The following is a 24,999-nucleotide window of genomic DNA, read 5'->3' on the forward strand; positions in this document are numbered from 1 at the left end:
CAGTGAGCGTGTCACCATGGGTGCATGAGCACGGACCTGCTGACCGACGAGTCCTGCGGCCTGCGGGAGCGCAAGAAGCGCGAGACGCGCCGCGCGCTCAACCTCGCGGCCCTCGACCTCGTGGAGGAGCGCGGCTTCGCGGCCGTCACCACCGAGGAGATCGCCACCCGCGCCGGTGTCAGCGCCCGCACGTTCTTCAACTACTTCCCGTCCAAGGAGGCGGCCGTCATCGGCACGACGGCCGAGGAGCTCGAGTCGTATGCCGCCGCGCTCGAGGAGGACGTGGAGGGCGAGTCGCCGCTCGACTCCCTCCGCCGGATCCTCGCCGGCATGCTCGCGCCGGCCTCGATCGACCGCGAGCTGCGGGCCAAGCGTCGCCGCATCCTGCTCGGCGAGCCCTCGCTCGCGCCCGCCCTCGTGGGCAACAACATCCGCATCGAGAACGCGCTGACCGCCGCGCTCGAGCGACGTACCGGCGTGCGCGCCGGCGCCTCCCTCGAGCCGCGCCTCACCGTCGCGGTGGCCATCGCCGCGGTGCGCGCCTGCATCGAGCACCAGCAGAACGGTGGCTCCGGCCGCCTCGAGCGCAACATCGACCAGGCCTTCGACCGCATCGCGGCGGGCCTGCGCTGAGCCGCGGCCCCGGTCGCTGCCGCGGCCGACAGGCGCAGCGCGGCGGCCGAGGAGCTCAGCGGCGCAGCGCCGACCCGGCGTGCGCGACGCAGGTGCGTGCGGTCGGCCGGGCCTCGAGCCGCTCGGCGGGGATGTCGTCACCGCACACCTCGCAGCGCCCGTAGGCGCCGTCCGCGAGGCGTGCGAGAGCCGCGTCGATCTCCGCCAGGTGCGCCTCCGCCTGACGGATGAGCGCGTCGATCTGGGTGCGCTCGTAGGCGATGGTCGAGCCTTCCGGGTCGTGCTCGTCGTCAGCGATGTTGGCCTCCGAGGCCTCGACGACCTCGTCGAACTCCCGGCGCAACCCGGCGATCCGCTCGACCTCGTCGGCGCGGTCCCGGGCCAGGTCTGCCGCGTAGGCGGCCGTCTGCGTGCTCATGCCTCCATCGTCCTCCGGTTGCCACGGGTCGGCGGCGGCGAGTGGCGCACCCCACCCCTCGGGCAGGATGGGCGCATGAGCGACCCCAGCGGAGTGGTCTTCCCCCTCGACCCGGCCTCCGGGCGCCGGAGCACGACCGCGACCGGACGGGCCGTCGTGGCCGACGCCCTGCGCGCGGTCGACCCCGTCGGTGCCGCCTCGGCCCAGCGCGAGACGAACTGGCGCCAGGGCTACCTGCCGCACTTCCGCCGTCTCGTCGAGGCCGGGCTCACCTCCCCCGCGTCCGCCCGCACCATCGCCCACGACGGGCTCGACGCCCTCACCTCGCGGATGCGGTGGGTGGGCCCCGGCGGTGAGGAGCGCCCGCTCGACGACGCCTTCGCGCCGGCCGGCGGCGCGCCCACCCTCGGCTCCGAGACCGTGCGCGGGCGCGGCCGCCCCGACCGCACGCTGACGATCCCGTATGCCGGTCGCCGCCTCGCCGGCGACGAGCTGCGTCGGCAGCTCGACCGGTGGGTCGAGTCGGGCGTCGTGGAGCCGTCCTGCGCGGTCGCGGTCGGGCTCGTCGTCGACAACCCCGACTGGCTCGACCTCTCCGACCGGACCGTCGTCGTGCTCGGCGCCGCCGCGGAGATGGGCCCGCTGCGGTCGCTGCTGCGGTGGGGCGCCGACGTGGCGGCTGTCGACCTGCCACGGAAAGAGCTGTGGGACAGGCTCTTCACCGACACCGCCCACCTCGCTGGGTCGATCACCGTGCCGGTCCGGCGGGGCGACGGTCCCCTCGTCGAGCGGGCCGGCGGCGACCTCGTGCACGACGTGGGGGCCGTGGCGCGGTGGGTCGCCGCGCTCGAGGGCCGGCTCGTGCTCGGCAACTACGTCTACGCCGACGGCGAGACGAACGTGCGCGTCTCGACCGCCGTCGACGCGCTGACCCGCCACGTCGTCGGCGCGAAGGGCCGCGACGACGTGGCCCTCGCCTTCCTCGCCACCCCCACCGACGTCTTCGCCGTGCCGGGGAGCGCCGTCGCGCGCTCCGTCGACAGCTACGCGCACCGGCGCACCTCGAAGGTGCTGCGGGTGCCGCTGCGCACGGTGAGCGGTGGGCGGCTGCTGCGCCGCAACTACGTGCCCGGGGAGGACCCCGGCATCAACGACAGCGTCGTGCTCCAGCAGGGACCCAACTACCTGCTGGCCAAGCGGCTGCAGCGGTGGCGGGCGACGGCATACCGGCACGGCGGCGGTCTCGTCTCGTTCAAGGTCGCGCCGCCGACGCGCACCCGGTCGGTCGTCAAGAACCGCGCGCTCGCCGCGGCGTACGCGGGCGCGCACCGCTTCGGCATCGAGGTCTTCGAGCCGGGCACGGCCAACACGCTCATGGCGGCCCTGCTCGTGCACGACCTGCGCACCGGCGCCCCCGCCCGGACGGCTCCGTGGGAGGACGAGGCGCACGCCGCCGCGCACGGCGGGCTGTGGACGACGGCCTACGACCCGCGCAGCGCGCTGGGGCTCGCGGCCCTGCTGGGACTCGCCTCGGCGCGCTGACCCCGACCGCGGGCGGCTCACCCGCGGAGGTGGCGCTCGCAACCGGGAGGCTCGATGCTGTCCCCATGGACGAGCAGGTGGCGCAGCGGCCGCGCCGCACGGACGGTCGGCCGGCCCAGCACCGCCTCGGCGGCACGCTGCGGGCACCCCGCACGCTCGTGCCGGCGCTGCTCGCGGCGATCGCCTACGTCGACCCGGGCAACTTCGGCGTCAACATCAGCTCGGGTGCGCAGCACGGCTACGCCCTCGTCTGGGTCGTCGTCTTCGCGAGCGCCTCGGCCATGGTCATCCAGTACCTCGCGGCCAAGCTCGGCATGGTCACCGGCAAGAGCCTGGCCGAGCACAGCGCCGAGCGGTTCCCCGGCGTCGGCCGGCTGCTGCTCTGGGGCCAGGCCGAGCTCGTCGTCGTCATGACCGACCTCGCCGAGATCGTCGGCGGCGCCATCGCGCTCCGGCTGCTCTTCGGCATGCCGCTCACGGCGGGGGCCGTGTGCGTGACCCTCTTCAGCCTCGTCGTGCTCGCGCTCAAGGTGCGTGGGCGCAGCCACTTCGACTCCGTCGTGCTCGTGCTGCTCGTCGTCATCATCGCGTCGCTGCTCTGGCAGGTCCTCGTCGCCGAGGTCGACAGCGCGGCGCTGCTCGCCTCGGTCGTGCCCGGGCCGCTCGACGCGTCGGCCGCGCTGCTCGCGGTCGGCATCGTCGGAGCGACCGTGATGCCGCACGCCCTGCACTTCCACTCCGCCGCGTCGCGGGGCCACGACGACGGCTCGGCGCCCGCCAGCCAGGCCGACCGCCTGCGGAGCGGCCGCCGCACCGTGCGCAGCGTCGTGCTCGCGATGACCGTGGCCGGCTGCGCCAACGTCAGCCTCGTCGTCTTCTCCGCCGCGCTGCCCGCCGAGGCGGGCGCGAGCATCGAGAGCGCGTACGCCGCCCTCGGCGCCCACGCGGGCCAGCTCGCCGCCACCATGCTCGCCGTGGCGCTGCTCGCCTCGGGCCTCGCGTCGACGCTCGTCGGGGTGCAGACCGGCGACGTCGTCATGCAGGGCTTCGGCCGGCGTCCCATCCCGCCCCTGCTGCGCCGGCTGCTCGCCGTCGTGCCCGCCCTCGTCATCCTGGGCCTCGGGGTGGAGCCGACGTCCGCGCTCGTCTGGAGCCAGGTCGTGCTCTCCTTCGCCCTGCCCGGCACGCTCGTGCCGCTGCTGCTCTTCACCCGCGACCGCACCGTCATGGGGGTGCTCGTCAACCACCGGCTCACCACGGCCGCGGCCGCCGTCATCACCGCCGTCATCGTCGGCCTGTGCGGCTACCTCGTCGCCACCGGTCTCTGAGCCCGGTCCCTGGACCCCGGTCCCTGGGCTCCGGGGCCCGGACCCGGGGCCCGGGGCCCGGACCCGGCCGGTGTGGCGGCGCGGGCTCCGACGCCGTGTGGGAGAGTGGCGCACGAACTGCTGCGACGTCGCGAGGGAGTGGGAGTGGACCACCGTCTGGTGCCCCCGGTGGCGACCGAGGGGCCGGCCCTGGCCGAGCTGCGGCTCGAGGTGCGGGCCTTCCTCGCCGAGCAGGTGGCGGCCGGCGTCTTCGTGCCGCACGTCGACACCTGGCTGACCCGGTGGGACCGCGACTTCACGCGTGAGCTCGGCCGGCGCGGCTGGCTCGGCATGGTCATCCCGACGGAGTACGGCGGCCAGGGCCGCAGCTACGTCGAGCGGTTCGTCGTCACGGAGGAGCTGCTCGTCGTCGGGGCGCCCGTCGCCGCGCACTGGGTGGCCGAGCGGCAGATCGGGCCGTCGCTGCTGCGCTACGGCACCGAGGAGCAGAAGCAGGCCTTCCTGCCCGGCATCAGCCGCGGCGAGGTCGTCTTCGGCATCGGCATGAGCGAGCCCGACTCGGGATCCGACCTCGCGAGCGTGCGCACGCGGGCCGAGCGGGTCGAGGGCGGGTGGCGGCTCACCGGCACCAAGGTGTGGACGTCCGGGGCCCACGAGGCCGACGCCTTCTTCGCGCTCGCGCGCTCGGCGCCGCTCGACCCCGCACACCGCCACGACGGCCTCAGCCAGTTCATCGTCGACCTGCGCGCGCCCGGGGTGACGATCCGGCCGATCATCTCGATGGGCGGTGACCACCACTTCAACGAGGTGCACCTCGACGGGGTCTTCATCCCCGACGACCGGGTGCTCGGCGAGCTCGGTGACGGCTGGTCGCAGGTCACCTCCGAGCTCGGCTTCGAGCGCAGTGGCCCCGAGCGCGTGCTCTCGACCTTCCAGCTGCTCGCAGCCGCCGCGCAGGCCATGGGCGACGCCCGGCTTCCCACCGACCCGGGCCTGGGCCGGCACGTCGCGCGTGTCGCGGCCCTGCACCAGATGTCCTTCGCGGTCTCGACGGCGCTCGAGGCGCACGAGAACGCCGACACCGCGGCCGCGGTCGTCAAGCTGCTCGGCACGACCGAGGAGGGCGACATCGCCGACTACGTCGACACCCTGACGGCGAGCGGGTGGGCGCTCGACGACGACCTGTCGCAGCTGCTGCACGCGGCGATCCTCCAGCGGCCCGGGTTCACCCTGCGGGGCGGCACCAACGAGGTGCTGCGCGGCGTCGTCGCCCGAGGCCTGGGGATGCGCTGATGACCGACCAGAGCCGACGCCCCGACCACCCCGACCACCTCGACCACCCTGGTCACCTCGCCGCGCCGACCACCGCGGACCCCGACCTCGTCGACCTGCTCACCGGGCTCTTCGCCGACCACCGCGCCTCCCGGCCGACCCCGACCGCGGTCGTCGACCTCGACCGGGCCCTCTGGGGCCGGCTCGAGGAGCTCGGCCTCACCCGGCTCACCGGCTCGGAGGCGTCGGGCGGCAGCGGCGCCGGCTGGGTCGAGGCCGCCGCGCTGCTCGGGCTCGCCGCCGGTGCGGCCGCGCCCGTGCCGCTCGCGGAGCACGACCTGCTCGGCGGGTGGCTGCTCGAGGCCGCCGGGCTGCCCAACGACGGCGGCCTGCGCGCCGTGTGCCGCCCCGACCCCTCCGGCGTCGCCCTCAACGTGACGTGGGCCCGCGACGCGAGCAGCATCGTCGCGCTCTGGGAGGACCGGGACGAGTGGCGCGTCGCCGACGTGCCGGTGGGCCGGGTCGGGCTCGAGGAGCGCCGCAACCTGGCCGGTGAGCCGAGCGACACCGTCGAGTTCGACCTCGCCGACCTCGAGGCGGGCGTCGTCGTCGACCACGCGATCGGTGAGCAGTTCCACCTGCGCGGTGCCCTCGCCCGGTGCGCGCAGGTGGTCGGGGCGATGGAGCGGATCGTCGAGATCACGCTGACCCACGCGAACGACCGCGTGCAGTTCGGCCGCCCGATCGCGCGCTTCCAGGCGGTGCAGCACCTCGTCGCCGACATCGCCGCCGAGACGGCGCTCGCGCGCGCGGCCACCGACGCCGCCGTCGCCCGGGCCGCCGCCTCCGACTGGCAGGACGGCGGCATGCTGTTCGCGGTCGCGGTGGCCAAGTCGTGCGTCGGCCACTCCGCCTCCGTGGTCGTCCGCGGCGCCCACCAGGTGCTCGGCGCCATCGGCACGACGCTCGAGCACGAGCTGCACACCCTGACCAAGCCGATCCTCGCCCGTCGCACCGAGTTCGGGTCGCTCCACGAGTGGGACGAGACGCTGACCGCGCTCGCGACCTCCGCGGGGCACGACCGGCTCTGGAACCTCATGACCACCGGACGAGCCACCTCGCGAAGGAGACCCGCCGAATGAGCGACCCGACCCCCACCACCCCCGATCCCCGCCCCGACGCCGACGCGGACTCCCGCGACGAGGTCCGCGACGAGGTCCGCTACGAGGTCCGCTACGAGGTCCGCGACGGCGTCGCCCTGCTGACGCTCGACGCCCCCGAGCGGCGCAACGCGCTCTCCGTGCCGATGTCGCGCCAGCTCATCGACGCCGCCCGCACGGCGGAGGCCGACCCCGGCGTCGGGGCGGTCGTCGTGACGGGTGGCGCGCACTTCTGCGCAGGCGCCGTGCGCTCGGTGCTCGCCGACACCGGCCGGGACCCGGTCGAGGACGACGCCTACCGCAACCTCGAGACCGTCTACGCCGCGTTCACGACCGTCGGCTCCATCGGCGTGCCGACCATCGCCGCCGTGCGCGGCGCCGCGGTCGGTGCCGGGCTCAACCTCGCGCTCGCCACCGACCTGCGGATCGTCTCCCGCACGGCGCGGCTGCTGCCCGGCTTCGCCCAGATCGGCATCCACCCGGGCGGAGGCCACTTCACCCTCCTGCACCGCGCGGCCGGCCGCGAAGCCGCTGCCGCGCTCGGCCTCTTCGGCGAGGAGGTCGACGGCGAGCGCGCGGTCGCCCTGGGACTGGCCTGGGCGGCATACGACGACGGTGAGGTGCAGGAGCGCGCCCTCGCGCTCGCCGCGCGCGTGGCGGCCGACCCGCCGCTCGCCCGGCGCACGGTCGCGAGCTTCCGTCGCGAGACGGCTCCCGGAGGGGTGCCGTGGGACGTCGCGGTCGAACTCGAGCGCTCGCCGCAGATGTGGTCGTTGCGCCGCAAGCACGGCGCCTGAGCGGAGCGCGCACCGGCCGTCCACCCCACCCGCCGCCTCGGCATCACGCGGCCCGTGGTGCAAGGATGGGGAGGTTGACCGGCCCCCACCGAGAAGGAGATCCCGTGCTGGCGTCCTACCGACCTCTCTTCGAGGTGCCGGGCGCCCGTGTCTTCATCAGCGGCGGGATGATCGCCCGCTCGGCGGGCTCGATGTTCGCCGTCTCCGTCGTGGCGATGGTCTCGGCGCGCACCGGCTCCTACGAGACGGCAGGCGCCGTCGTCGCCGTCGGGATGGTCTCGCTGGCGCTCTTCGCGCCGTTCCTCGGCCGCCTCGTCGACCGCTACGGCCAGCGCCGGATCGCCATCCCGTTCTTCCTGTGGTCGGGCTTCTGGGCCGTCATGACGGTGCTCACCTCGCTCCGTGGCTGGCCGACCTGGCTGCTGTTCATCACCTTCCCGCTCTGTGGCGCCATCCCGAACCTCGGCACCATGGCGCGGGCGCGGTGGTCGCACATCTTCGCCGACGACCCGCGCAACCTGCACTCGGCGATGTCCTTCGAGCAGGTCATGGAGGAGGTCACCTTCGTCATCGGGCCGGTGCTCGCGATCTGGCTCTCGACGACGCTCTTCCCCGAGGCGGGCTTCGCGTTCGCGACGCTGGCGTATGCCGTCGGCGTCCTCGTGTTCATCTCGGCCCGCTCGACCGAGCCCCCGGTCGTGCCGCACCACGAGCGGCCCACGGAGCACGCCCACACCGTGCCGGGCCTCGTGCCGCTCGCCTTCATCATGGTCATGACCGGCGCGATCTTCGGCGTCAACGAGGTCGTGACGCTGGCCGTCTCGCAGGAGGCGGGTGCGGCGAGCGCCGCGGGGGCGATCCTCGCCCTCTACGCCGTGGGCTCCGCCGGCGCGGGCCTCGTCTTCGGCCACGTCTCGCACGGGCGCAACCTCGTCAAGCTGCTCATGGTCGGCACGCTCGGCATGGCGGTGCTCGAGCTGCCGGTGCTCTTCGCGAGCAACCTCTGGGCGTTGGCCGGGCTCATGCTCGTGGCCGGCATGGCGACGGCCCCGACGCTCATCACGACGATGAACCTCATCGAGCGGATCGTGCCCAGGGCCCAGCTCAACGAGGGCATGACGATCGTGCTGACCGGGCTCATCGTCGGCATCGCGGCCGGCTCGGCGGTCTCGGGCGCGGTCGTCGACCGCGTCGGGGCCCAGCACGGCTACTGGGTGGCGATCATCGCGGGGTCGTTCGCCTTCGTCATGGCGCTCGGCACCCGCGCCTTCCTCACCCGCCGCGAGCTGCACAACCTCCGCTGACCCCCCGCGCGCCGGCGCCGCGCCGCGCGCGGGAGCCCCCGGCATACGCCCCCCGACAACCGTCGAAAGGCCACTTCTCGCGGGTGCCCCCACGTCGAAAGGCCACTTCTCGTCACGAGAAGTGGCCTTTCGACGCCGCGGGAGCCACGAGAAGTGGCCTTTCGACGGTTGAGGGGTCAGTGGCCGGCGGGGACCGCCGCCACGTCGTCGCCCTTGTCGGCCTCCTGGCCCGGCTTCGGGCCGAGGTCGACGTGCGGGAGGAAGAGCGAGGCGATGAAGGCGAGCACGAGCACGCCGGCGGCCACCATGAAGACGACCGACATCGCGTCGGAGAACCCGACGAGGAAGGGCCGGGCGAGCTGCGGGTCGAGCTGGTTGATGAACGAGCTGTCCGACAGCGCCGAGGAACCCGCACCCGCACCCGAGCCACCCGCCTGCTGCGAGGCCTGCAACTGGCTGATGAACGCCTTGTTGGCCGCGGGGTCACCGCCGGTGGGGTTGCGCAGCGCTGCCTGGAAGGCGGGCGACGGCGCGATGCTGGCGAACGCGTCGGAGATCTTCGAGCCGGCCTGCGAGAAGAGGATCGACAGGAAGACCGCGGTGCCGAGCGTGCCGCCGATCTGGCGGGTGAAGGTCGCCGAGCTCGTCGCGACGCCCATGTCGCGGCGGTCGACGGCGTTCTGCACGGCGAGGGTCAGCGGCTGGAAGTTGAAGCCGAGGCCGATGCCGAAGAAGAACATCCCGATCATCGTCTTCCACAGCGGGGTGTCGGCACCGACGAAGTGGAAGCCGTAGAGCGCGAGCACGAGGATGGCCGCGCCGATGATCGGGAACTTGCGGTAGCGACCGGTGCGGCTGATCATCTGGCCGGAGAAGATCGAGCCGCTCATGACGCCGAGCGTCATCGGCAGCAGCTGGAGGCCCGCCTCCATGGGCGAGGAGCCCTTGACGATCTGCAGGTAGAGCGGGATCGCGGCGAGGCCACCGAACATGCCCATGCCGATGAAGACCGAGCTGACCGACGCGGCGGCGATGGTGCGGTTCTGGAAGAGGCGCAGCGGGATGAGCGCCTCCTCACCCATCGAGCGCTCGATGACGAAGAACGAGACGAGGCCGACCAGGCCGATGGCGTAGCAGGTGATCGACGTCGCGGAGCCCCAGCCCCACTCGCGGCCCTGCTCGGCGACGATGAGGAGCGGCACGAGCGCGACCGACAGGCTGAGCGCGCCCCAGTAGTCGACGCGGTGGTCGAGGCGGGTGTGGCGCAGGTGCAGCGTGCGCGTCACGACGACGAGCGCCGCGATGGCGATCGGCACGTTGACGAGGAAGACCCAGCGCCAGCCGGTGATGCCGAGGATCGAGTCCTGGTCAGAGAGGATGCCGCCGACGACGGGGCCGATGACGCTCGAGGTGCCGAAGACGGCGAGGAAGTAGCCCTGGTACTTCGCGCGCTCGCGGGGCGGCACGATGTCACCGATGATCGCGAGGGCGAGCGAGAAGAGGCCGCCGGCGCCGATGCCCTGCACCGCGCGGAACGCGGCGAGCGACGGGATCGACCAGGCGAGCGTGCAGAGCATCGAGCCGATCGTGAAGATCGAGATGGCGAAGATGAAGAGCTTCTTGCGCCCGTAGATGTCGCCGAGCTTGCCGTAGAGCGGGGTCGCGATGGTGCTCGTGATGAGGTATGCCGTCGTCACCCAGGCCTGTCCGGCGAGGTCCTTGAGGTCGTCGGCGATGACCCGCATCGCGCTGGCGACGATGGTCTGGTCGAGCGCCGCGAGGAACATCCCCATCATCAGCCCGACGAGGATGGTGATGATCTCCTTGTGGGAGAGGGCCGGGTGGCCGTCGGGACCCGCGGCCGGCGCCGCGACGCCGGAGGGTGCGGCGCCTGACGGCTCGGCGGTGGTGTCGGACATGTCAGTCCTCTTTCTGGTGCTGGTCTCGCATGGACGTGAAGGGCATGGGGGGCGTCGCTGCACCCCGGGCCCGGAGGTTGGCGTCGAGCGCGTCGCCGAGCTCGCGCAGTCGGGTCACGAACTCGGCCGTCGCGGCGGGCTCCCAGTCGGCCAGCAGGCCCTGGAACCACCGTGACCGGTTGGTCTGGATCTGGTCGAGCACGGTGCGGCCGCGCTCGGTGAGCGAGACGACGAGGGCCCGCCCGTCGCTCGGGTCGGCGCTCTTGTCGAGCAGTCCGCTCGTGACGAGGGCGCTGACCTGGCGGCTCACCGTGGAGACGTCGTTGTGGAGGGTCGTGGCGAGTTCGGAGATGCGCACGGTGCCGGCCCCCGCCACGACGAAGAGCACGGGGTAGGCGGCGACGTCGACACCCTCCTCGAGCCGTGGGGCGGCGTGCTTGGCCGCCACGAGCAGCTTCTGCACGCGCAGCAGGCCGAGGAAGAGGTCGTTCGCCTCGTCCAGGCTGACGGCCATGGCTGCCCCTCTCCCTCGCCCGGCGAACTCGTTGTTTGCAGCAAGCAAGTATTTGGCTGGAACGAGGGTCTTGTCAACCGGCGTGTCCAGCCTTGGGGCGAGACACGAGGTGCCCGGGTTGGCCCTGGCGCGCGATCGTGTGGTTCTCTGTGCTCGCGCCCCTCGGGGGAGGTGCGAGGATGACTGACGCGCAGGTCCGGGCCCACAGGTGACCGGACCGGCGAGCCCGAGCCGCAGGAGTGCCATGTCGAGCAACGAACAGATCGACCCGACGGTCAACGATGCCTTCCGCCAGCTGTCCGCACTGATCTATGCCGGTGCCGACGCGGGCTCGATCCACCACGCGCTCGTGGAGGCCTCGCGGCGCCTCGTCGGCGGTTGCGACCGCGCGTCGCTCCTCGTGCGCACGCGCGACCGGTTCGTCACGGCCGCGAGCACCGACGACATCGCCCGGCGCATCGACGAGATCGAGATCGAGGTCGGCGAGGGTCCCTGCGTCGACGCCATCCGCGACGAGGCCTACCAGCACGACCCCGACCTCACCGACGCGCACACCCCCTGGCCGCGCTTCACCGAGCGGATCGTCCGGGAGACCCCGGTGCGCTCGGCCATCGGCTACCGGCTGCTCCTCGACGGCGACAAGGTGGGAGCCCTCAACCTCTTCTCCGACACCCCGGGCGGCCTGACGAAGGCGTCGGCCGACGTCGGTGCGGTCATCGCGTCCTTCGCCTCGGTCGCCCTGATGGCGATGCGCTCGCGCGAGCAGGCCGCGACCCTGCGCCAGGGCCTGCAGAGCAACCGCGAGATCGGCAAGGCCGTCGGCCTGCTCATGGCCGCGCACCACGTGAGCGGCGACGAGGCGTTCGAGATGCTCCGCTCGACGTCCCAGGAGCTCAACATGAAGCTCACCCAGGTCGCCTCGCAGATCATCGAGGGCCAGGAGTCGCAGTTCGGTGGCGGGCGCGACGCGCGCGACCGAGACCGCGACGAGGCGCTCGAGGCCTGATTCGCGGGACCGCCCGGCCCCTCCCGTGGAAGGAGCCCGGCGGCCCGCACGCGGAGGTCAGGCCGAGGCCATGCCCTCCGCGGAGAGCTGCGTGCGCAGCTCGTCGAGCACGCGGCGCAGCAGGCGACTCACCTGCATCGCCGACAGGCCCATCGATGCGGCGATCTCGGCCTGGGTGAGGTCGCCGCCGAAGCGCAGCTCGACGAGCTCCTGGTCGCGGGCGGGCAGCCGGCGCAGCGCGGTGCGCACGACGATGCCCTCGTCGAGGGCGGGGTCCGACCCGCCGTCGGAGTGGGACTCGAGCAGGTCGAGCACCGGCCGACCACCGTCGGCGGTGGTCGCGTCGAGCGAGGCCGGCCGCAGGTTGGTGGCGGCCACCTGGGCCTCCCGCACCGCGCCCGGGGTCATCTCGAGCTCGCGCGACAGCTCGTCGACGTCCGGGTCGTGGCCGAGTCGCTGCTCGAGCCGCGAGCGGGTGTCGGTGACGAGCTGGCGGCGCTCCTGCAGCTCACGCGGCGGGCGCACGAGCCAGCCGTGGTCGCGGAAGTGGCGTCGGAGCTCACCCGTGATGGTCGGGGTGGCATACGCCCCGAACTCCGTGGGCTTGGCGAGGTCGAAGCGGTGGATCGCCTTGAGCAGGGCCAGGAAGGCCACCTGCTCGAGGTCCTGGCGGTCGAGGCCCTTGCCGGAGTAGCGGTGGGCGAGCGAACGGGCGAGGGGCATGTGCAGCACGGTGACGGTCTCGAGCGCCCGGGCGCGCACCGTCTCGCTGTCGGACGTGCGCAGCTGCTGGATGAGTTCTCTGGTCCGCGCATCCTTGCGCGGACCCGTGGATGGGTCGGTCATGGTCACTCCGATGGATCGGATCCCCGATGCGGCACTGGCTTGACCGACTTCTCTCGACGCTAGGCGCTCGGCCCCCGATGCACAAGATGGCGTCGATCAAACGTTCGACAGCCGCCGGGTGCATCACGCGTGCCCGTGGTCGCGCCCCCGCTCAGTGCGTGACGACCACGAGCGCCTCGAGGACGCGGCGGGCGGTCTCCTCGTCGCCGGTCACGGAGTAGTGGATCTCGTCGACGGGGCGACGGCCGGCAGCCCGCCGCGTCAGGGCGTCGGTCGTCAGGTGGATCGACGTGACGTCGAGCTGCTCCTCACCCTCCGGGCGGTCGTTGCCACTGAAAAGTGCTTCGCCGTAAGGCCGCCCGTCCTCGCCCGTGACGATCCGCACCCCGCCGCGCGCGAGCACCGGGCCGGTGGCGTCGATGACGACGGCGTGCCCGGGACCCACGCCGGCGACGCGCGCGATGATCCGCGGCAGCGCCCCCAGGATCTCGGCGGTGAACACCGAGGCCCCCGCGGAGTCGAGGTTGCCGGGGCGGTCGAGGGCGGCGCGGAGGTCCTGCTCGTGCACCCAGGCGTCGACGATCCGGCGGCGCAGGTGCTCGCCGAAGGTGGTGTCCGGTCCGAAGAAACCACCCACGACGGTGTCGACGTCGGCGTCCGTGGCGCGCAGCTGGGCCATCCGCTGCGGGTGGAACTCGGCGAGCTCGGCGACGATCTGACGGCCGGTGACACCCCGCCGCGCCTCGACGTCGACCTCGACGAAGCGGGCGTAGTCGTTGGTCAGGTGCGGGTAGTCCGGCACCGCGACCGGAGGGCGGGCGATACCGGCGAACGACTTCTCGGCCCCCACGACGTGGGCGATCTGGTCCTTGACGGTCCAGCCCGGGCACTCGGTCTGCACCTCGAAGTCCTCGTCGCGGCACGAGTAGCCGAGGTCGATGATCGACTGCACGCAGAGGTCGAACGCGTCGATGAGTCCGTTGCGGTCGTCGGGGGCGGTCGGGTGCATGGGCATGACGCCACACTACTTACCCTTGGTGCATGGCAACCCTCGAGCGAGACGGTCTCGTCGGCCCCCGCCGCGACACGGGCGGCACGGGCGGAGCGGTCGTCACCGCCGGGGTGGCCGCGGCCGGCGCCGTGGTCGTGGGGCTGCTGGCCTGCGTGGTCGCGGCCCGCTTCACGGGCGCGGCCGACCCGCTGACCGGCGGCCTCAGCGACGCGGGGCCCGTCGTGCGCTGGTCGCTGCCGCTCGTCCGCGTGGTCCACGACCTGGCGGCGTCGCTGACGATCGGCGCGCTGCTGCTCGCCGGGACCATGATCCCCGGGCGCACGCGTGAGGAGAGCGCGGCCCTCGACGAGCCCCGCCGGGCCGCTGCGTTCCGGCTCGCCACGACGTCGGCCTTCGTCTGGGCCGTGGCCGGGGCGGTGGGCGTCGTCTTCACCTTCGCCGACGCCGCCGGTATGCCGCTGGGCGACCCGGCGTTCGGCGCCAGCCTCGCGAACTCGGTGTGGGCCATCGAGCCGCTCCGCGTCGGGCTGATCAGCGCGGTCGCGGCTTTCGTCGTGGCGTCGGTGGCCGCGGTGTCGCGGGCCCGGTCCGTGGCCGTGGCCCTCACCGTGGTGTCGGCGTTCGGGGTGCTCGTGCTCGGTCTCGCCGGCCACGCGGGCGGTTCGTCCGACCACGAGACGGCGGTCAACGCCATCGCCGCCCACCTGCTCGGCGCGACGGTCTGGGTCGGTGGCCTCCTCGCCCTCGTGCTGCTCCACCGCCGCCTCGGCGGCGCGCTCGCCGTCGTGGCCCGCCGCTACTCGGCCGTGGCGCTCTGGTGCTTCGTCGCCCTCGGCCTCTCCGGCGTCATGTCGGCCTCCACGCGGCTCGGCAGCTGGTCGGACCTCACCAGCCCCTACGGCGTGCTCGTGCTCGTCAAGGTCGCGGCCTTCGTGGCGCTCGGTGCCGCCGGCGCCTGGCACCGCCGCACCACCCTCGACCGCATCGACGCCATCGACGCCACCGCCGGCCGGGCGTCGCGCGGCGATGGCCCTCCGGACGGCCGCGGTCGTCTCTTCCTGCGCCTCGCGACCGCCGAGACCCTCCTCATGGGCCTCGCCGTCGGTGTCGCGACGGCCCTCGCCCGCAGCGAGCCGCCGGTGCCCGAGACGGTCGCCGACCCGAGCCCGGCGCTGGCGCTCACCGGCTTCCCGGCGCCGCCCGCACCGACGGCGATGTCCTGGCTGACCGCGTGGCAGGTCGAGTGGCTCTTCCTCGCCACGGCCGTCGTCGCCATCGGCGTCTACGTCGCGGGCGTGGTGCGCCTGCGCCGCCGCGGCGACGCCTGGCCGGTGCTGCGCACGGTCGGCTGGGTGAGCGGATGGCTGCTCTTCGCGTATGCCACGAACGGCGTCCTCGGCATCTACGGCCGGGTCGCCTTCTCGTGGCACATGACGCTGCACATGACCGAGGCCATGGTGGTGCCCATCCTGCTCGTGCTCGGCGCCCCCGTCACCCTCGCGCTGCGCACCGTGCGACCCCGCCGGGACGGCACCCTCGGGCCGCGCGAGATGATCCTCGCTGCCGTGCACTCGCCGCTCTTCCGCGTGCTCGGCAACCCGATCTTCGCGGCGGCCTTCTTCTTCATGAGCCTCGTCGTCTTCTACTACTCGGGCCTGTTCGAGCTCGCCCTCTCCACGCACACCGGTCACCTGCTGATGACCGCCCACTTCGTGCTCACCGGCTACCTCTTCGCGTGGGTGCTCGTCGGCATCGACCCCGGCCCCAAGCGGTGGAGCCCGCCCCTGCGCCTCGTCGTGCTCTTCGCGACGGTCTCGTTCCACGCCTTCTTCGGCGTGGCGATGATCAGTGGCACGACGATCCTCGGCGGCGACTTCTTCCAGACGATCCGGATCCCGTGGGTGGGCGACGTGCTCGCCGACCAGCGCTACGGCGGCGGCGTCGCCTGGGCCATCGGCGAGCTGCCCAGCCTCGTGCTGGCGCTGACGGTCGCCCTCCAGTGGTTCCGCACCGATCGTGCGGAGTCGGTCCGCTCCGACCGGCGCGCCGACCGGGACGGCGACGTCGAGCTGACGGCCTACAACGCACGGCTCGCGGCCATGGCGCGCCGGGACGAACGTCCCACCTCCTGACGGCCGCATGGTCCGGACCGACTACTACCTCGTGTAGTATTGACGGCGGAGGAGGGGACATGCCGCAGAGCCCGCCGAGACCCGTCGCCCCACCGGGGCCGGCGTGCCGGGCGCGCCGTGCCGTCCCGGAGCACGCGGCCCGCAGGACCGCGGTCGCGTCCCCCTCGTCCGGAGCGATCCGCAGCCGCGCGGAGCACGAGGCGCACAGCCCCGGGTCCCGCTGCGCGCGGGTCGGCTGACCCGGGCGTGGTCCGTCGACCTTTCCCCTGGGGTCGAGGGCCAGGCCCGGTGTCGCGGCTCCGGCGGCCGGCGTGTGAGAGTTGGTCCATGAAGGTGGCGCTCATCCAGCTGGCCTACGGCGACGACGAGACGGTGCCCGCCCGCACCGAGCGGGTCGTCGACCTCGTCCGTGCCCAGGCCGGCCACGACCTCGTCGTCCTGCCCGAGCTGTGGGCGCCCGGCGGCTTCTCCTACCGCGAGTGGGCGGGCCGCGCCGAGGCGCTCGACGGCCCCACGGCCCGTGCCCTCGCGGCAGCCGCGCGGGAGGCCGGGGTCACCCTCCACGGCGGCTCGATCGTCGAGCACGGTGCGCCGTCGTCCCCCGACGGGCGCGGCCTGTGGAACACGAGCCTCGTCTTCTCCCCGACCGGTGACCTCGTCGCGACCTACCGCAAGATCCACCGCTTCGGCTTCGGCGAGGGGGAGCCGGCGCTCATGGATGCCGGCGACGAGACGGTCGTCGTCGACGTGCCGGTCGCCGGCGGCGGCGTCGTGCCGGTGGGGCTGTCCACGTGCTACGACCTGCGCTTCCCCGAGCTCTACCGCCGCCTGCTCGACCGGGGCGCCGAGGTCTTCGTCGTGCCGGCCGCGTGGCCCGCCCGCCGCGTCGAGCACTGGACCCTGCTGGGCCGGGCGCGGGCGGTGGAGGACCAGTGCGTCGTGCTCCAGTGCAACACCTCGGGCACCCACGCCGGTCACGAGATGGGTGGCCACAGCCAGGTCGTCGACGCGAGCGGGAAGGTTCTCGCCGCGGCCGGCCTTGACGAGGACGTGCTGAGCATCGAGATCGACACCAGGGCCACGACGCGCTGGCGGGAGGACTTCCCCGTCCTGTCCGACCGGAGGCTGTCATGACGGCCCCCACGACGCCGGCCTCCGCCGCGCCGGTGGCGGGCGACGCGCCCCCGTCACTGCGCTCGCGCGTCCGGGTGCGCGCCCCGGAGCTCGTGGGCCGCGGCTGGCTCAACACGGGAGGTCGTCCGGTCACGCTCGCCGAGCTGCGCGGCCGCGTCGTCGTGCTCGACTTCTGGACCTTCTGCTGCGTCAACTGCCTCCACGTCCTCGACGAGCTGCGGCCCGTCGAGGAGCAGTTCCCCGACGCGCTCACCATCGTCGGGGTGCACTCCCCGAAGTTCGAGCACGAGGCCGACCCCGACGCGCTCGCGGCCGCCGTCGAGCGGTATGCCGTGCACCACCCCGTGCTCGACGACCCCGACCTCACGACGTGGCGGGCCTACGCCGCGCGGGCCTGGCCGACGCTCGTCGTGATCGACCCCGAGGGCTTCGTCGTCGCGTCGATGTCGGGCGAGGGGCACGGCCCCGGCCTCGCCGCGCTCGTCGCCGAGCTCGTCGAGGAGCACCGCGCCAGGGGCACCCTCCAGCCGGGCGGCGACCCGTACGTCGCGCCGCCCGCGCCCGACACGGCGCTGCGCTTCCCGGGCAAGGCGGTCGGCCTGCCCGACGGGTCGTTCGTCGTCTCCGACACGGCCAACCACGCCGTCGTGCACCTCGAGGCCGACCTCGAGACCGAGCGCGCGCGCTGGGGAGGCCAGGGCGTGCTCCACGAGCCGCAGGGCGTGCTGCTCGCCACCCCGGACGTGGCCGCGCGGCTCGAGGTGGACCTCCTCGTCGCCGACTCGGTCGACCACCAGCTCAAGGGGATCCGCTTCTCCGACGGGGCGGTCCGCGTGCTGGCCGGCACCGGCTCGCAGCTGCGCGAGCGCTCCGGTGGTGGGCCGGCGCTCGAGCAGGCTCTCTCCACCCCCTGGGACCTCGCCTGGCTCGGCGACCGCGTGCTGCTCGCGATGGCGGGCACCCACCAGCTGTGGGCGTGGACGCCCGGCGCGACGCCGGAGGACGGCGTCGTCGAGGTCGTCGGTGGCACGACGAACGAGGGCCTGCGCGACGGACCCGCCCCCGAGGCCTGGTTCGCCCAGCCCTCCGGCCTCGCCACCTCCGCCGACGGGGCCCGGGTCTGGGTCGCCGACTCCGAGACCTCGGCCCTGCGCTCGGTGACGACGGGCGACGACGGCGCGCTCGTCGTCGAGACCCACGTCGGCACGGGCCTGTTCGACTTCGGCCACCGCGACGGCGACGCCGCGCAGGCGCTCCTGCAGCACCCGCTGGGCGTCACGGTGCTGCCCGACGGCTCCGTCGCGATCAGCGACACGTACAACGGCGCCGTGCGCCGCTACGACCCGTCGACCGGCCAGGTGTCGACCCTGGCCCAGGGCCTCGCCGAGCCGAGCGACGCCGTCGTCGAGCCCGACCCCGTGACGGGTGAGACGCGCCTCGTCGTCGTCGAGTCAGCGGCCCACCGGCTGACCCGCGTCGCCCTGCCCGCCGACGCGCAGCGCGTCGACGGCCCGGCGAGGCGCACCCAGCGCCCGGCCACCCCACTGGCCCCCGGGGCGGTCGAGCTGGAGGTCACCTTCGTGCCCCCGGCCGGCCAGAAGCTCGACGACCGCTGGGGCGACCCGACGATGCTCGACGTCTCGGCCAGCCCGGAGGGCCTGCTCGTCTCGGGCGGCGGCCGCGCGCGCGGGCTCCGCCGCACCCTGACCCTGGCGGACGGCATCCGGACGGGGACCCTGCACGTCTCGGTGCAGGCGGCCGCCTGCGACGGCGACCCCGACACGGGGGAGGTGCCGGAGCACGCCGCGTGCCACCTCTTCCAGCAGGACTGGGGCATCCCCGTCACGGTGGAGCCGGATGCGCCTGCCACACTGGGGCTCGACCTGCGTGGGGTCGTTCCCGGCGCGCCCGGCCCGGCCACCGGCTCCGCGGAGGCGTGACGAGGAGGCAGCCATGGTGTCGCAGCGTCCCGGAGGTGCCGGCCGCTCCGTCGTGTCGAGCCTGTGCGGTGTCCTCGCCGTGGTGCTGCTGCCGGTCGCTCTCGTCGCCTTCTGGGCGTCGGTGCTGCTGACCCGGACCGACGTCTTCGTCGACGAGCTGGAGCCCGTCGTCAGCACGCCGCAGGTGCAGGAGGCGCTGACCGACGGCATCGTCGACGGCGTCCTCGGCGTCGTGCAGCTGCGACCCGTCGTCGAGCAGGCCCTCGAGGGTCCGCTGCGCACGCAGGCCGCGACGGTCGTCGCGAGCCCACAGGTGGCCGCGGCCTGGACGAGCGCGATCCGTGCCGTCCACACCCAGCTCCTCGCCGTCATGGAGGGCCGCGCCGACACGCAGCTCGACGCCGACGGCCGGGTCGCCGTGCGGGTCACGATCCCCGTCCCGGCGCTCACCTCGACGCTCGAGCGGTTCGGCGTCCCCGATGCCGCCTCCATCGCTCCGGTCGTGACGATCCCGCTCGTCAAGGCCGACGACCTCCGCACGGTGCGGCAGGTCTACCGGGTGGCCGACGTCGTGGGGCCGTGGGCGCCCGCGGCCGTGGCCGTCCTCGCGCTGCTCGCCGTCGCGCTCGCCCGGCGCCGGCGCGCGGTGGCGGCCGCCGTCGGTGCGGGCTGGATCGTGCTGGCCCTCGGCCTCGCGCTCGTCGTCATGGTGGCGCGCGAGCCGCTCATGCGCCGCGTGACGCCACCCGTGGCGCGCACGATCGCCGACACCGCCTACGGCCTCGCGGCCCGCAACCTCGACGCCGAGATCGGCGTCGCGGTGGGTGCCGGCCTCGTCCTGCTGCTGCTCGCCGGCGTCAGCGGCGTGGTCGGGCGACGTCGCGCCGGCCGACCCGCCTGAGCCGTCGGACACCCGGGGAGTGGGCCGGTCCCCGGCGGGTATGTCCCGCCCAGGCGCGCGACGTGGCGTGCCCCCAGTCAAGGAGCGGTCATGGGAATCGGACTCGGCATCTTCCTGCTCGTGGTCGGCGCCATCTTCTACTTCACCAACGTCGACAGCAGCGTGCTCGACCTCTCGCGCAGCACCGGCAACACGATCGGGCTCATCCTCATGGTGGGCGGCGCGCTCGCGATCGTGCTGGCCCTCGTCATGAACGCCCAGCGCACCCGCACGCAGCACACCACCGTCACCGAGCGCCGGGGTGCCCCGGACGTCGTCGAGCGCCGCGTCGAGCGTCGCGTCGACGGTGACGGCGACGAGGTCGTCGAGCAGCGCGTCGAGCGGCGCGACGGCACCCTCTGACAGGCCCGAGCCGCGCTGCCGGCTGGACCGGCGCGTGGTGCCGCCGTAGGCGATCGGGTGGACGACGGCCTGAGCAGGCGAACTCACCTGCGCGGGCCGTCGCCCGTGCTTCGATGGGTGGGTGAGCCAGACTCGCCCCCGGCCCCGCTCGTCGGGCCCCGCGCGCGCCACGCCCCGGTCGGCCGACGCGATCGCCGCGGCGACGCCGGAGGGGCGCGACCGCTGGGTCGACCTGATGCGGGTCGGCTCCCTGTTCGTCGTCGTCCTCGGGCACTGGCTCATGGTCGACATCACGCCCGACGGGCGCATCGCCAACGCGCTGGCCGAGGTCCCCGCGCTGCAGCCCCTCACCTGGCTGCTGCAGGTCATGCCGCTCTTCTTCCTCGTCGGCGGCGTGGCGCACGCGCACACCCTCGAGTCGCTCGAGCGCCGTCATCCCGACGGCCCCGGCCGGTATGCCGCGTTCTTCCGGGCGCGCGCCCTGCGGTTGCTGCGCCCCACCCTCGCGTTCCTCGTCGTCTGGGCGGCGATCGGCGCCGCGGCCCACCTCACGGGACTGACCTCCCGGCCGGGCGACGTCGGCCGGATCGCGCGCGAGGCGCTCGTGCTCGTGCCGCAGCTGCTCTGGTTCGTCGGGATCTACCTGGGGGCGTGCGCCTTCGCGCCGCTGATGCGCGACCTGCACCGGCGCTGGGGGCTGCGCGTCGTCGCGGCGCTCGTCACCGCGGCGTGCCTCGTCGACCTGGTGCGGTTCGGGGGAGGACCCGAACTCGTCGGCAACCTCAACTTCGCCCTCGTGTGGCTCGCCCTCCACCAGCTCGGGTTCGCTTGGCGCGACGGCCTGCTCACGACCCGACGCGGATGGGCCATGGCGATCGGCGGGTTCGCGGCCATGGGCCTGCTCGTCGGGCTCGGGCCCTACCCGGTCTCGATGGTCGGCCTGCCCGGTGAGGCCGTCTCGAACATGGCGCCGCCGACCGTCGCCCTGCTCGCCCAGGGGTTCGGCATCTGCGGCCTCGCCGTGCTGCTGCGCCCGCCGATGACGCGCGTGCTCGCGCGGCCGCCTGCCTGGCGCGCCGTGGTGGTGGCCGGGCCGTTCGCCATGACGGCGTTCCTCTGGCACCTGACCGGGCTCCTGACGGTGCTGCTCGCGGCGCGGGCCGTCGGGGTGTCACAGCCGGTGACGGGCACCCTGGCGTGGTGGGTGACGCGGCCGCTGCTCTTCGCCGTGCTCGCGTCCGTGACGGCCGTGCTCGTCGCGGTGTTCGTGCGGTTCGACCGCAGCCCCCGGTCGGCGAGCCCGGCGAGCCCGTCCAGCCCAGCGAGACCGGCGCCCCGGTGGGTCGACCCGCTGGCTGTCGTGTCAGCCGTCGTGCTCTTCTTCGGCATCCTCGTCGTCTCGATCGTCGGGGTCGACGTGCTCGGCAACCGGCCCGTCTTCTTCCTCGTCGGTGACGTCACACCGCTCGTCGGTTTCGCCGTGCTCGGGGTGGGCCTGCTCCTGCTGCGGGCGACCCGACCGCAGGGTGGGGCCCCCGCCCGGTGACCCCGCCCGGTGACCTCGCCCGGTGACGTCGGGCCGTGACGACGGGAGCCGAAACTCGTTGGTGCTCCGAGGATCCGGCCCCTACGGTCAAGGCATGGAGACGATCCCCGTCGACGTCCACGACGACGCCGTGTGCGCCCGCGCCCACGAGGTGCTCTGCGCCAGCAAGGGTCACGAGCGACCGTGGAACGAGCCGCCCTCACTGGCCGAGACGGTGGTCGAGTGGCGGCATGTCGACACCTCGCAGCCGATGGAGATGTGGGCCGCGGTCGACGAGGGGAGGGCGGTCGGCATCGCGACGCTGTGGCTGCCGATGGAGGACAACACGACGATGGCCTGGGTCGACGTCGCGGTCGACCCGGCCCACCGGGGTCGCGGGGCGGGCACGGCCCTCGTCGACCGCCTGATGGCGCGGGTCCGCGAGGAGGACCGCTCGACGGTGATCGTCGACTTCCTCGTGCCGCCGGACTCCGACGGCCACCCCTCCCGGCGGTTCGCCGAGGCGCACGGCTTCTCGCTCAACAACACCGAGATCATGCGCCACCTCGACCTACCGGTGCCGGACGACGTGCTCGACGGGCTCGCCGAGCGGGCGCGCGCGAGGTGGGAGGCGGCATACGTCCTCGAGACCCACGTGGGCGGCGTGCCGACCGCCCTGCGCCCCTCGCTGTGCGCCCTCATGAACCAGCTGGCGGTCGACGCGCCCACGGGCGACATCGACTTCGAGGAGGAGTCGCTGACGCCGGCGCGCTACGAGGAGCACCTCGAGGTGTTCCGGGCGCAGGGGCGGGTGCGGCTGACCACCGTGGCCGTGCACCGGGCGAGCGGGGAGGTCGTCGCCTACACCGACCTCGTGCTGCCCTCGGGCGCGCCCGGAACGGCTTGGCAGTGGGGCACGCTCGTGCACCGCGACCACCGGGGCCACCGCCTCGGCATGGCCGTCAAGCTCGAGAACCTGCGACGACTGCAGGCCGACCACCCGGGGCGCAGGCGCGTCGTGACCGGCAACGACGACACGAACGCCTGGATGGTCTCGATCAACGAGGAGCTCGGCTTCCGCGTCGTCGAGCTCAGCCCCTCCTACCAGCGCACCCTCTGACCCGCCCCGGCCCCGGAGCCGGGGCCGGGGCGGGCCTGTCAGAAGGCCGATTCGGGCACGTCCATGAGGTCGTTGTCGGTGGCCTCGGCGATGGCGCGCTCGGCGGCGAGCTTGGGCAGCACGTTCTTGGCGTAGAACGAGGCCGCTGCCACCTTGCCGCGGTAGAAGTCGGCGTCCTTGCCGGACGCGCCGCGCTCGAGCGCCGCCTGGGCGACCTCGGCCTGGCGCAGCAGCAGCCAGCCGACGACGAGGTCACCGGCGGCGAGCAGCAGGCGCGTGGTGTTCTGGCCGACCTTGTAGAGGTTGGCCGCGTCACCGCCCATGCGGGGGTCGCTCTTGACGAGGTCGCCGATCATGTGGCCGACGATGCCCTGCACGTCCTCGACCGCCCGGCCGAGCAGCTCCCGCTCGGTGTCGAGCGAGCCGCCGAGGTTCTTGGCGAACTCCTGCATCTGCCCGGCCACGTGCTGCAGGGCCTGGCCCTTGTCGCGCACGATCTTGCGGAAGAAGAAGTCGAGCCCCTGGATGGCGGTCGTGCCCTCGTAGAGCGTGTCGATCTTCGCGTCGCGGACGTACTGCTCGATCGGGTAGTCCTGCAGGAAGCCGGAGCCGCCGAAGGTCTGCAGCGACTCGGTGCCGAGCAGCACCCACGCCCGCTCGGAGCCGAGCCCCTTGACGAGCGGGAGCATGAGGTCGCTGAGGCGGTTGGCGAGCTCGGCGTCCGAGCCGCGCTCGAGCGCGACCGTGGGATTGCCGGCCTGGGCCTGGTTGACGGTGTCCTGCTGGCTCGCGGTGTAGAGCACGAGCGCGCGCAGGCCCTCGGCATACGCCTTCTGGAGCATGAGCGAGCGGCGGACGTCGGGGTGGTGGGTGATCGTCACGCGCGGGGCGGACTTGTCGGTCATCTGCGTGAGGTCGGCGCCCTGGACGCGCTCCTTGGCGTACTCGAGCGCGTTGAGGTAGCCGGTCGAGAGGGTCGCGATCGCCTTGGTGCCGACGAACATCCGCGCGTTCTCGATGACCTTGAACATCTGCGCGATGCCGTCGTGGACGTCGCCGAGGAGCGTGCCGATGGCGGGCTCGTGCTCGCCGAAGGTCACCTCGCACGTCGTGCTGACCTTGAGCCCCATCTTGTGCTCGACGTTCGTCACGTGGGCGCCGTTGCGCTCGCCGAGCTCACCGGTGTCGAGGTCGACGTGGAACTTCGGCACGATGAAGAGGCTGAGGCCCTTGGTGCCGGGGCCGGCACCCTCGGGGCGGGCGAGCACGAAGTGCACGACGTTGTCGACGAGGTCGCTCTCGGCCGAGGTGATGAAGCGCTTGACGCCGGTGATGTGCCACGTGCCGTCGGGCTGCTGCACGGCCCTCGTGCGGCCGGCGCCGACGTCGCTGCCGGCGTCGGGCTCGGTCAGCACCATCGTGGTGTGCCAGGCCTTGTCGACGATGTGCCTGGCGAGCTTCTTCTGGTCGTCGGTGCCGAGGTGGAAGAGCAGGTTGGCGAAGGAGTAGCTCGCCGTGAACATGTGGACGGCAGGGTTGGCGCCACAGACCATCTCGGCGACCGACCAGCGCAGCGAGGCCGGCACGACCATGCCGCCGAGCTCGGCGGGCACGTCGAGGTTGCCCCACTCGCCGTCGACGTAGGCGCGGAACGACCGGTGGAACGACGGCGGCATGGTGACCGTCTGCGTGGCCGCGTCGTAGACCGGCGGGTTGCGGTCGCTGTCGAGCAGGCTGTCGGCCAGCTCGTGCTCGGCGAGGCGCGAGACCTCCGCGAGGATGTCCTTGGCGGCGTCGACGTCGACGTCGGCGTAGATCCCCCGGCCGAGCACCTCCTGTCGGTCCAGCACCTCGAAGAGGTTGAACTCGAGGTCGCGCACGTTGCTCTTGTAGTGGCCCATGGGGACCCTCCGCGTTCTGTCTCTCGTCGTGCGTCCGCGCGTTCCGGCCGCGGGCGCGTCACGTTACTGGCCGGTCACTTCCATGATGCTACCGGCCGGTAACGAAGGCAAGGCGGCGCGGTCACGAATGCGGCACGCGCCCGGAGACGCCGCGAGGGTGGGCCCCGTGGCGCCCCGGGGACGGCAGAAGGGC

General features: G+C 73.6%; 21 protein-coding genes. 15 read left to right on the forward strand and 6 right to left on the reverse strand.

The genetic code is table 11. From position 1 onward, the window contains the following. Positions 1 to 24: 24 nt before the first annotated feature. Positions 25 to 633, forward strand: a complete 609-nt coding sequence (locus ABD979_RS13305; RefSeq protein ID WP_345507972.1) for a TetR family transcriptional regulator — start codon at positions 25 to 27, stop codon at positions 631 to 633. Between the two features lie 55 nt (positions 634 to 688). Here the strand turns inward: ABD979_RS13305 and ABD979_RS13310 are convergent, their stop codons facing one another. Then, positions 689 to 1,051 carry a TraR/DksA family transcriptional regulator gene (locus tag ABD979_RS13310; RefSeq protein WP_345507973.1) on the reverse strand — a complete coding sequence of 121 codons (363 nt, stop codon included), beginning with the start codon at positions 1,049 to 1,051 and terminating at the stop codon, positions 689 to 691. A gap of 75 nt (positions 1,052 to 1,126) precedes the next feature. On the opposite strand from ABD979_RS13310, the gene ABD979_RS13315 reads away from it, so the two are divergent. The 6 genes from ABD979_RS13315 to ABD979_RS13340 all read left to right on the forward strand — a co-directional run bounded on the left by ABD979_RS13315 (position 1,127) and on the right by ABD979_RS13340 (position 8,454). After that, positions 1,127 to 2,593: a hypothetical protein gene (locus tag ABD979_RS13315; RefSeq protein WP_345507974.1), complete on the forward strand. Its 1,467-nt coding sequence runs from the start codon at positions 1,127 to 1,129 to the stop codon at positions 2,591 to 2,593. Positions 2,594 to 2,658: 65 nt separating this feature from the next. Further along, positions 2,659 to 3,921, forward strand: a complete 1,263-nt coding sequence (locus ABD979_RS13320; protein ID WP_345507975.1) for an Nramp family divalent metal transporter — start codon at positions 2,659 to 2,661, stop codon at positions 3,919 to 3,921. A 144-nt stretch (positions 3,922 to 4,065) separates the two neighbouring features. Next, on the forward strand, positions 4,066 to 5,214 hold the full coding sequence (locus ABD979_RS13325; RefSeq protein WP_345507976.1) for an acyl-CoA dehydrogenase family protein: 1,149 nt from the start codon (positions 4,066 to 4,068) through the stop codon (positions 5,212 to 5,214). Next, positions 5,214 to 6,335, forward strand: coding sequence for an acyl-CoA dehydrogenase family protein (locus ABD979_RS13330; protein WP_345507977.1), 1,122 nt, complete (start codon positions 5,214 to 5,216; stop codon positions 6,333 to 6,335). Before ABD979_RS13325 ends, ABD979_RS13330 begins: the two co-directional genes overlap by 1 nt. Continuing rightward, positions 6,332 to 7,150 carry an enoyl-CoA hydratase-related protein gene (locus ABD979_RS13335; protein WP_345507978.1) on the forward strand — a complete coding sequence of 273 codons (819 nt, stop codon included), beginning with the start codon at positions 6,332 to 6,334 and terminating at the stop codon, positions 7,148 to 7,150. Before ABD979_RS13330 ends, ABD979_RS13335 begins: the two co-directional genes overlap by 4 nt. A 104-nt stretch (positions 7,151 to 7,254) precedes the next feature. Next, positions 7,255 to 8,454 (forward strand): MFS transporter, encoded by a 1,200-nt coding sequence (locus ABD979_RS13340; protein WP_345507979.1) that lies wholly within the window; start codon positions 7,255 to 7,257, stop codon positions 8,452 to 8,454. Between the two features lie 176 nt (positions 8,455 to 8,630). Here ABD979_RS13340 and ABD979_RS13345 read toward each other — a convergent pair whose 3' ends face one another. Then, positions 8,631 to 10,373: an MDR family MFS transporter gene (locus ABD979_RS13345; RefSeq protein ID WP_345507980.1), complete on the reverse strand. Its 1,743-nt coding sequence runs from the start codon at positions 10,371 to 10,373 to the stop codon at positions 8,631 to 8,633. 1 nt (position 10,374) lies between these two features. Further along, positions 10,375 to 10,887, reverse strand: a complete 513-nt coding sequence (locus ABD979_RS13350; protein ID WP_345507981.1) for a MarR family winged helix-turn-helix transcriptional regulator — start codon at positions 10,885 to 10,887, stop codon at positions 10,375 to 10,377. 244 nt (positions 10,888 to 11,131) lie between these two features. On the opposite strand from ABD979_RS13350, the gene ABD979_RS13355 reads away from it, so the two are divergent. Further along, the gene (locus tag ABD979_RS13355) at positions 11,132 to 11,893 is read left to right on the forward strand and encodes an ANTAR domain-containing protein (RefSeq protein WP_345507982.1); all 762 of its coding nucleotides are present in this window, start codon (positions 11,132 to 11,134) and stop codon (positions 11,891 to 11,893) included. A gap of 57 nt (positions 11,894 to 11,950) precedes the next feature. On the opposite strand, the gene ABD979_RS13360 is transcribed toward ABD979_RS13355, so the two are convergent. Further along, entirely contained in the window at positions 11,951 to 12,739 is a 789-nt protein-coding gene (locus ABD979_RS13360; RefSeq protein ID WP_345507983.1) for a sigma-70 family RNA polymerase sigma factor, read from the reverse strand. Between the two features lie 151 nt (positions 12,740 to 12,890). Continuing rightward, entirely contained in the window at positions 12,891 to 13,754 is an 864-nt protein-coding gene (locus ABD979_RS13365) for a maleylpyruvate isomerase family mycothiol-dependent enzyme (RefSeq protein WP_345507984.1), read from the reverse strand. Between the two features lie 26 nt (positions 13,755 to 13,780). Here ABD979_RS13365 and ABD979_RS13370 point away from each other — a divergent pair, with 26 nt between their 5' ends. From ABD979_RS13370 to ABD979_RS13400, 7 genes are all read left to right on the forward strand, one after another. Beyond that, positions 13,781 to 15,883, forward strand: a complete 2,103-nt coding sequence (locus ABD979_RS13370) for a bifunctional copper resistance protein CopD/cytochrome c oxidase assembly protein (RefSeq protein WP_345507985.1) — start codon at positions 13,781 to 13,783, stop codon at positions 15,881 to 15,883. Positions 15,884 to 16,210: 327 nt separating this feature from the next. Then, positions 16,211 to 17,017, forward strand: a complete 807-nt coding sequence (locus tag ABD979_RS13375; RefSeq protein ID WP_345507986.1) for a nitrilase-related carbon-nitrogen hydrolase — start codon at positions 16,211 to 16,213, stop codon at positions 17,015 to 17,017. Further along, entirely contained in the window at positions 17,014 to 18,957 is a 1,944-nt protein-coding gene (locus ABD979_RS13380; RefSeq protein WP_345507987.1) for an NHL domain-containing thioredoxin family protein, read from the forward strand. Before ABD979_RS13375 ends, ABD979_RS13380 begins: the two co-directional genes overlap by 4 nt. 13 nt (positions 18,958 to 18,970) lie before the next feature. Continuing rightward, positions 18,971 to 19,858 carry a hypothetical protein gene (locus ABD979_RS13385; RefSeq protein ID WP_345507988.1) on the forward strand — a complete coding sequence of 296 codons (888 nt, stop codon included), beginning with the start codon at positions 18,971 to 18,973 and terminating at the stop codon, positions 19,856 to 19,858. Between the two features lie 90 nt (positions 19,859 to 19,948). After that, positions 19,949 to 20,260, forward strand: coding sequence for a DUF6458 family protein (locus tag ABD979_RS13390; protein ID WP_345507989.1), 312 nt, complete (start codon positions 19,949 to 19,951; stop codon positions 20,258 to 20,260). 121 nt (positions 20,261 to 20,381) lie between these two features. Beyond that, positions 20,382 to 21,806, forward strand: a complete 1,425-nt coding sequence (locus ABD979_RS13395) for an acyltransferase family protein (RefSeq protein WP_345507990.1) — start codon at positions 20,382 to 20,384, stop codon at positions 21,804 to 21,806. Positions 21,807 to 21,900: 94 nt separating this feature from the next. Next, on the forward strand, positions 21,901 to 22,905 hold the full coding sequence (locus tag ABD979_RS13400; protein WP_345507991.1) for a GNAT family N-acetyltransferase: 1,005 nt from the start codon (positions 21,901 to 21,903) through the stop codon (positions 22,903 to 22,905). 38 nt (positions 22,906 to 22,943) lie between these two features. Here the strand turns inward: ABD979_RS13400 and ABD979_RS13405 are convergent, their stop codons facing one another. After that, the gene (locus ABD979_RS13405) at positions 22,944 to 24,806 is read right to left on the reverse strand and encodes an acyl-CoA dehydrogenase (RefSeq protein WP_345507992.1); all 1,863 of its coding nucleotides are present in this window, start codon (positions 24,804 to 24,806) and stop codon (positions 22,944 to 22,946) included. Between the last annotated feature and the right edge of the window lie 193 nt (positions 24,807 to 24,999).

The sequence above is a fragment of the Terrabacter aeriphilus genome (genome assembly GCF_039542985.1).
Lineage (GTDB): Bacteria > Actinomycetota > Actinomycetes > Actinomycetales > Dermatophilaceae > Terrabacter > Terrabacter aeriphilus.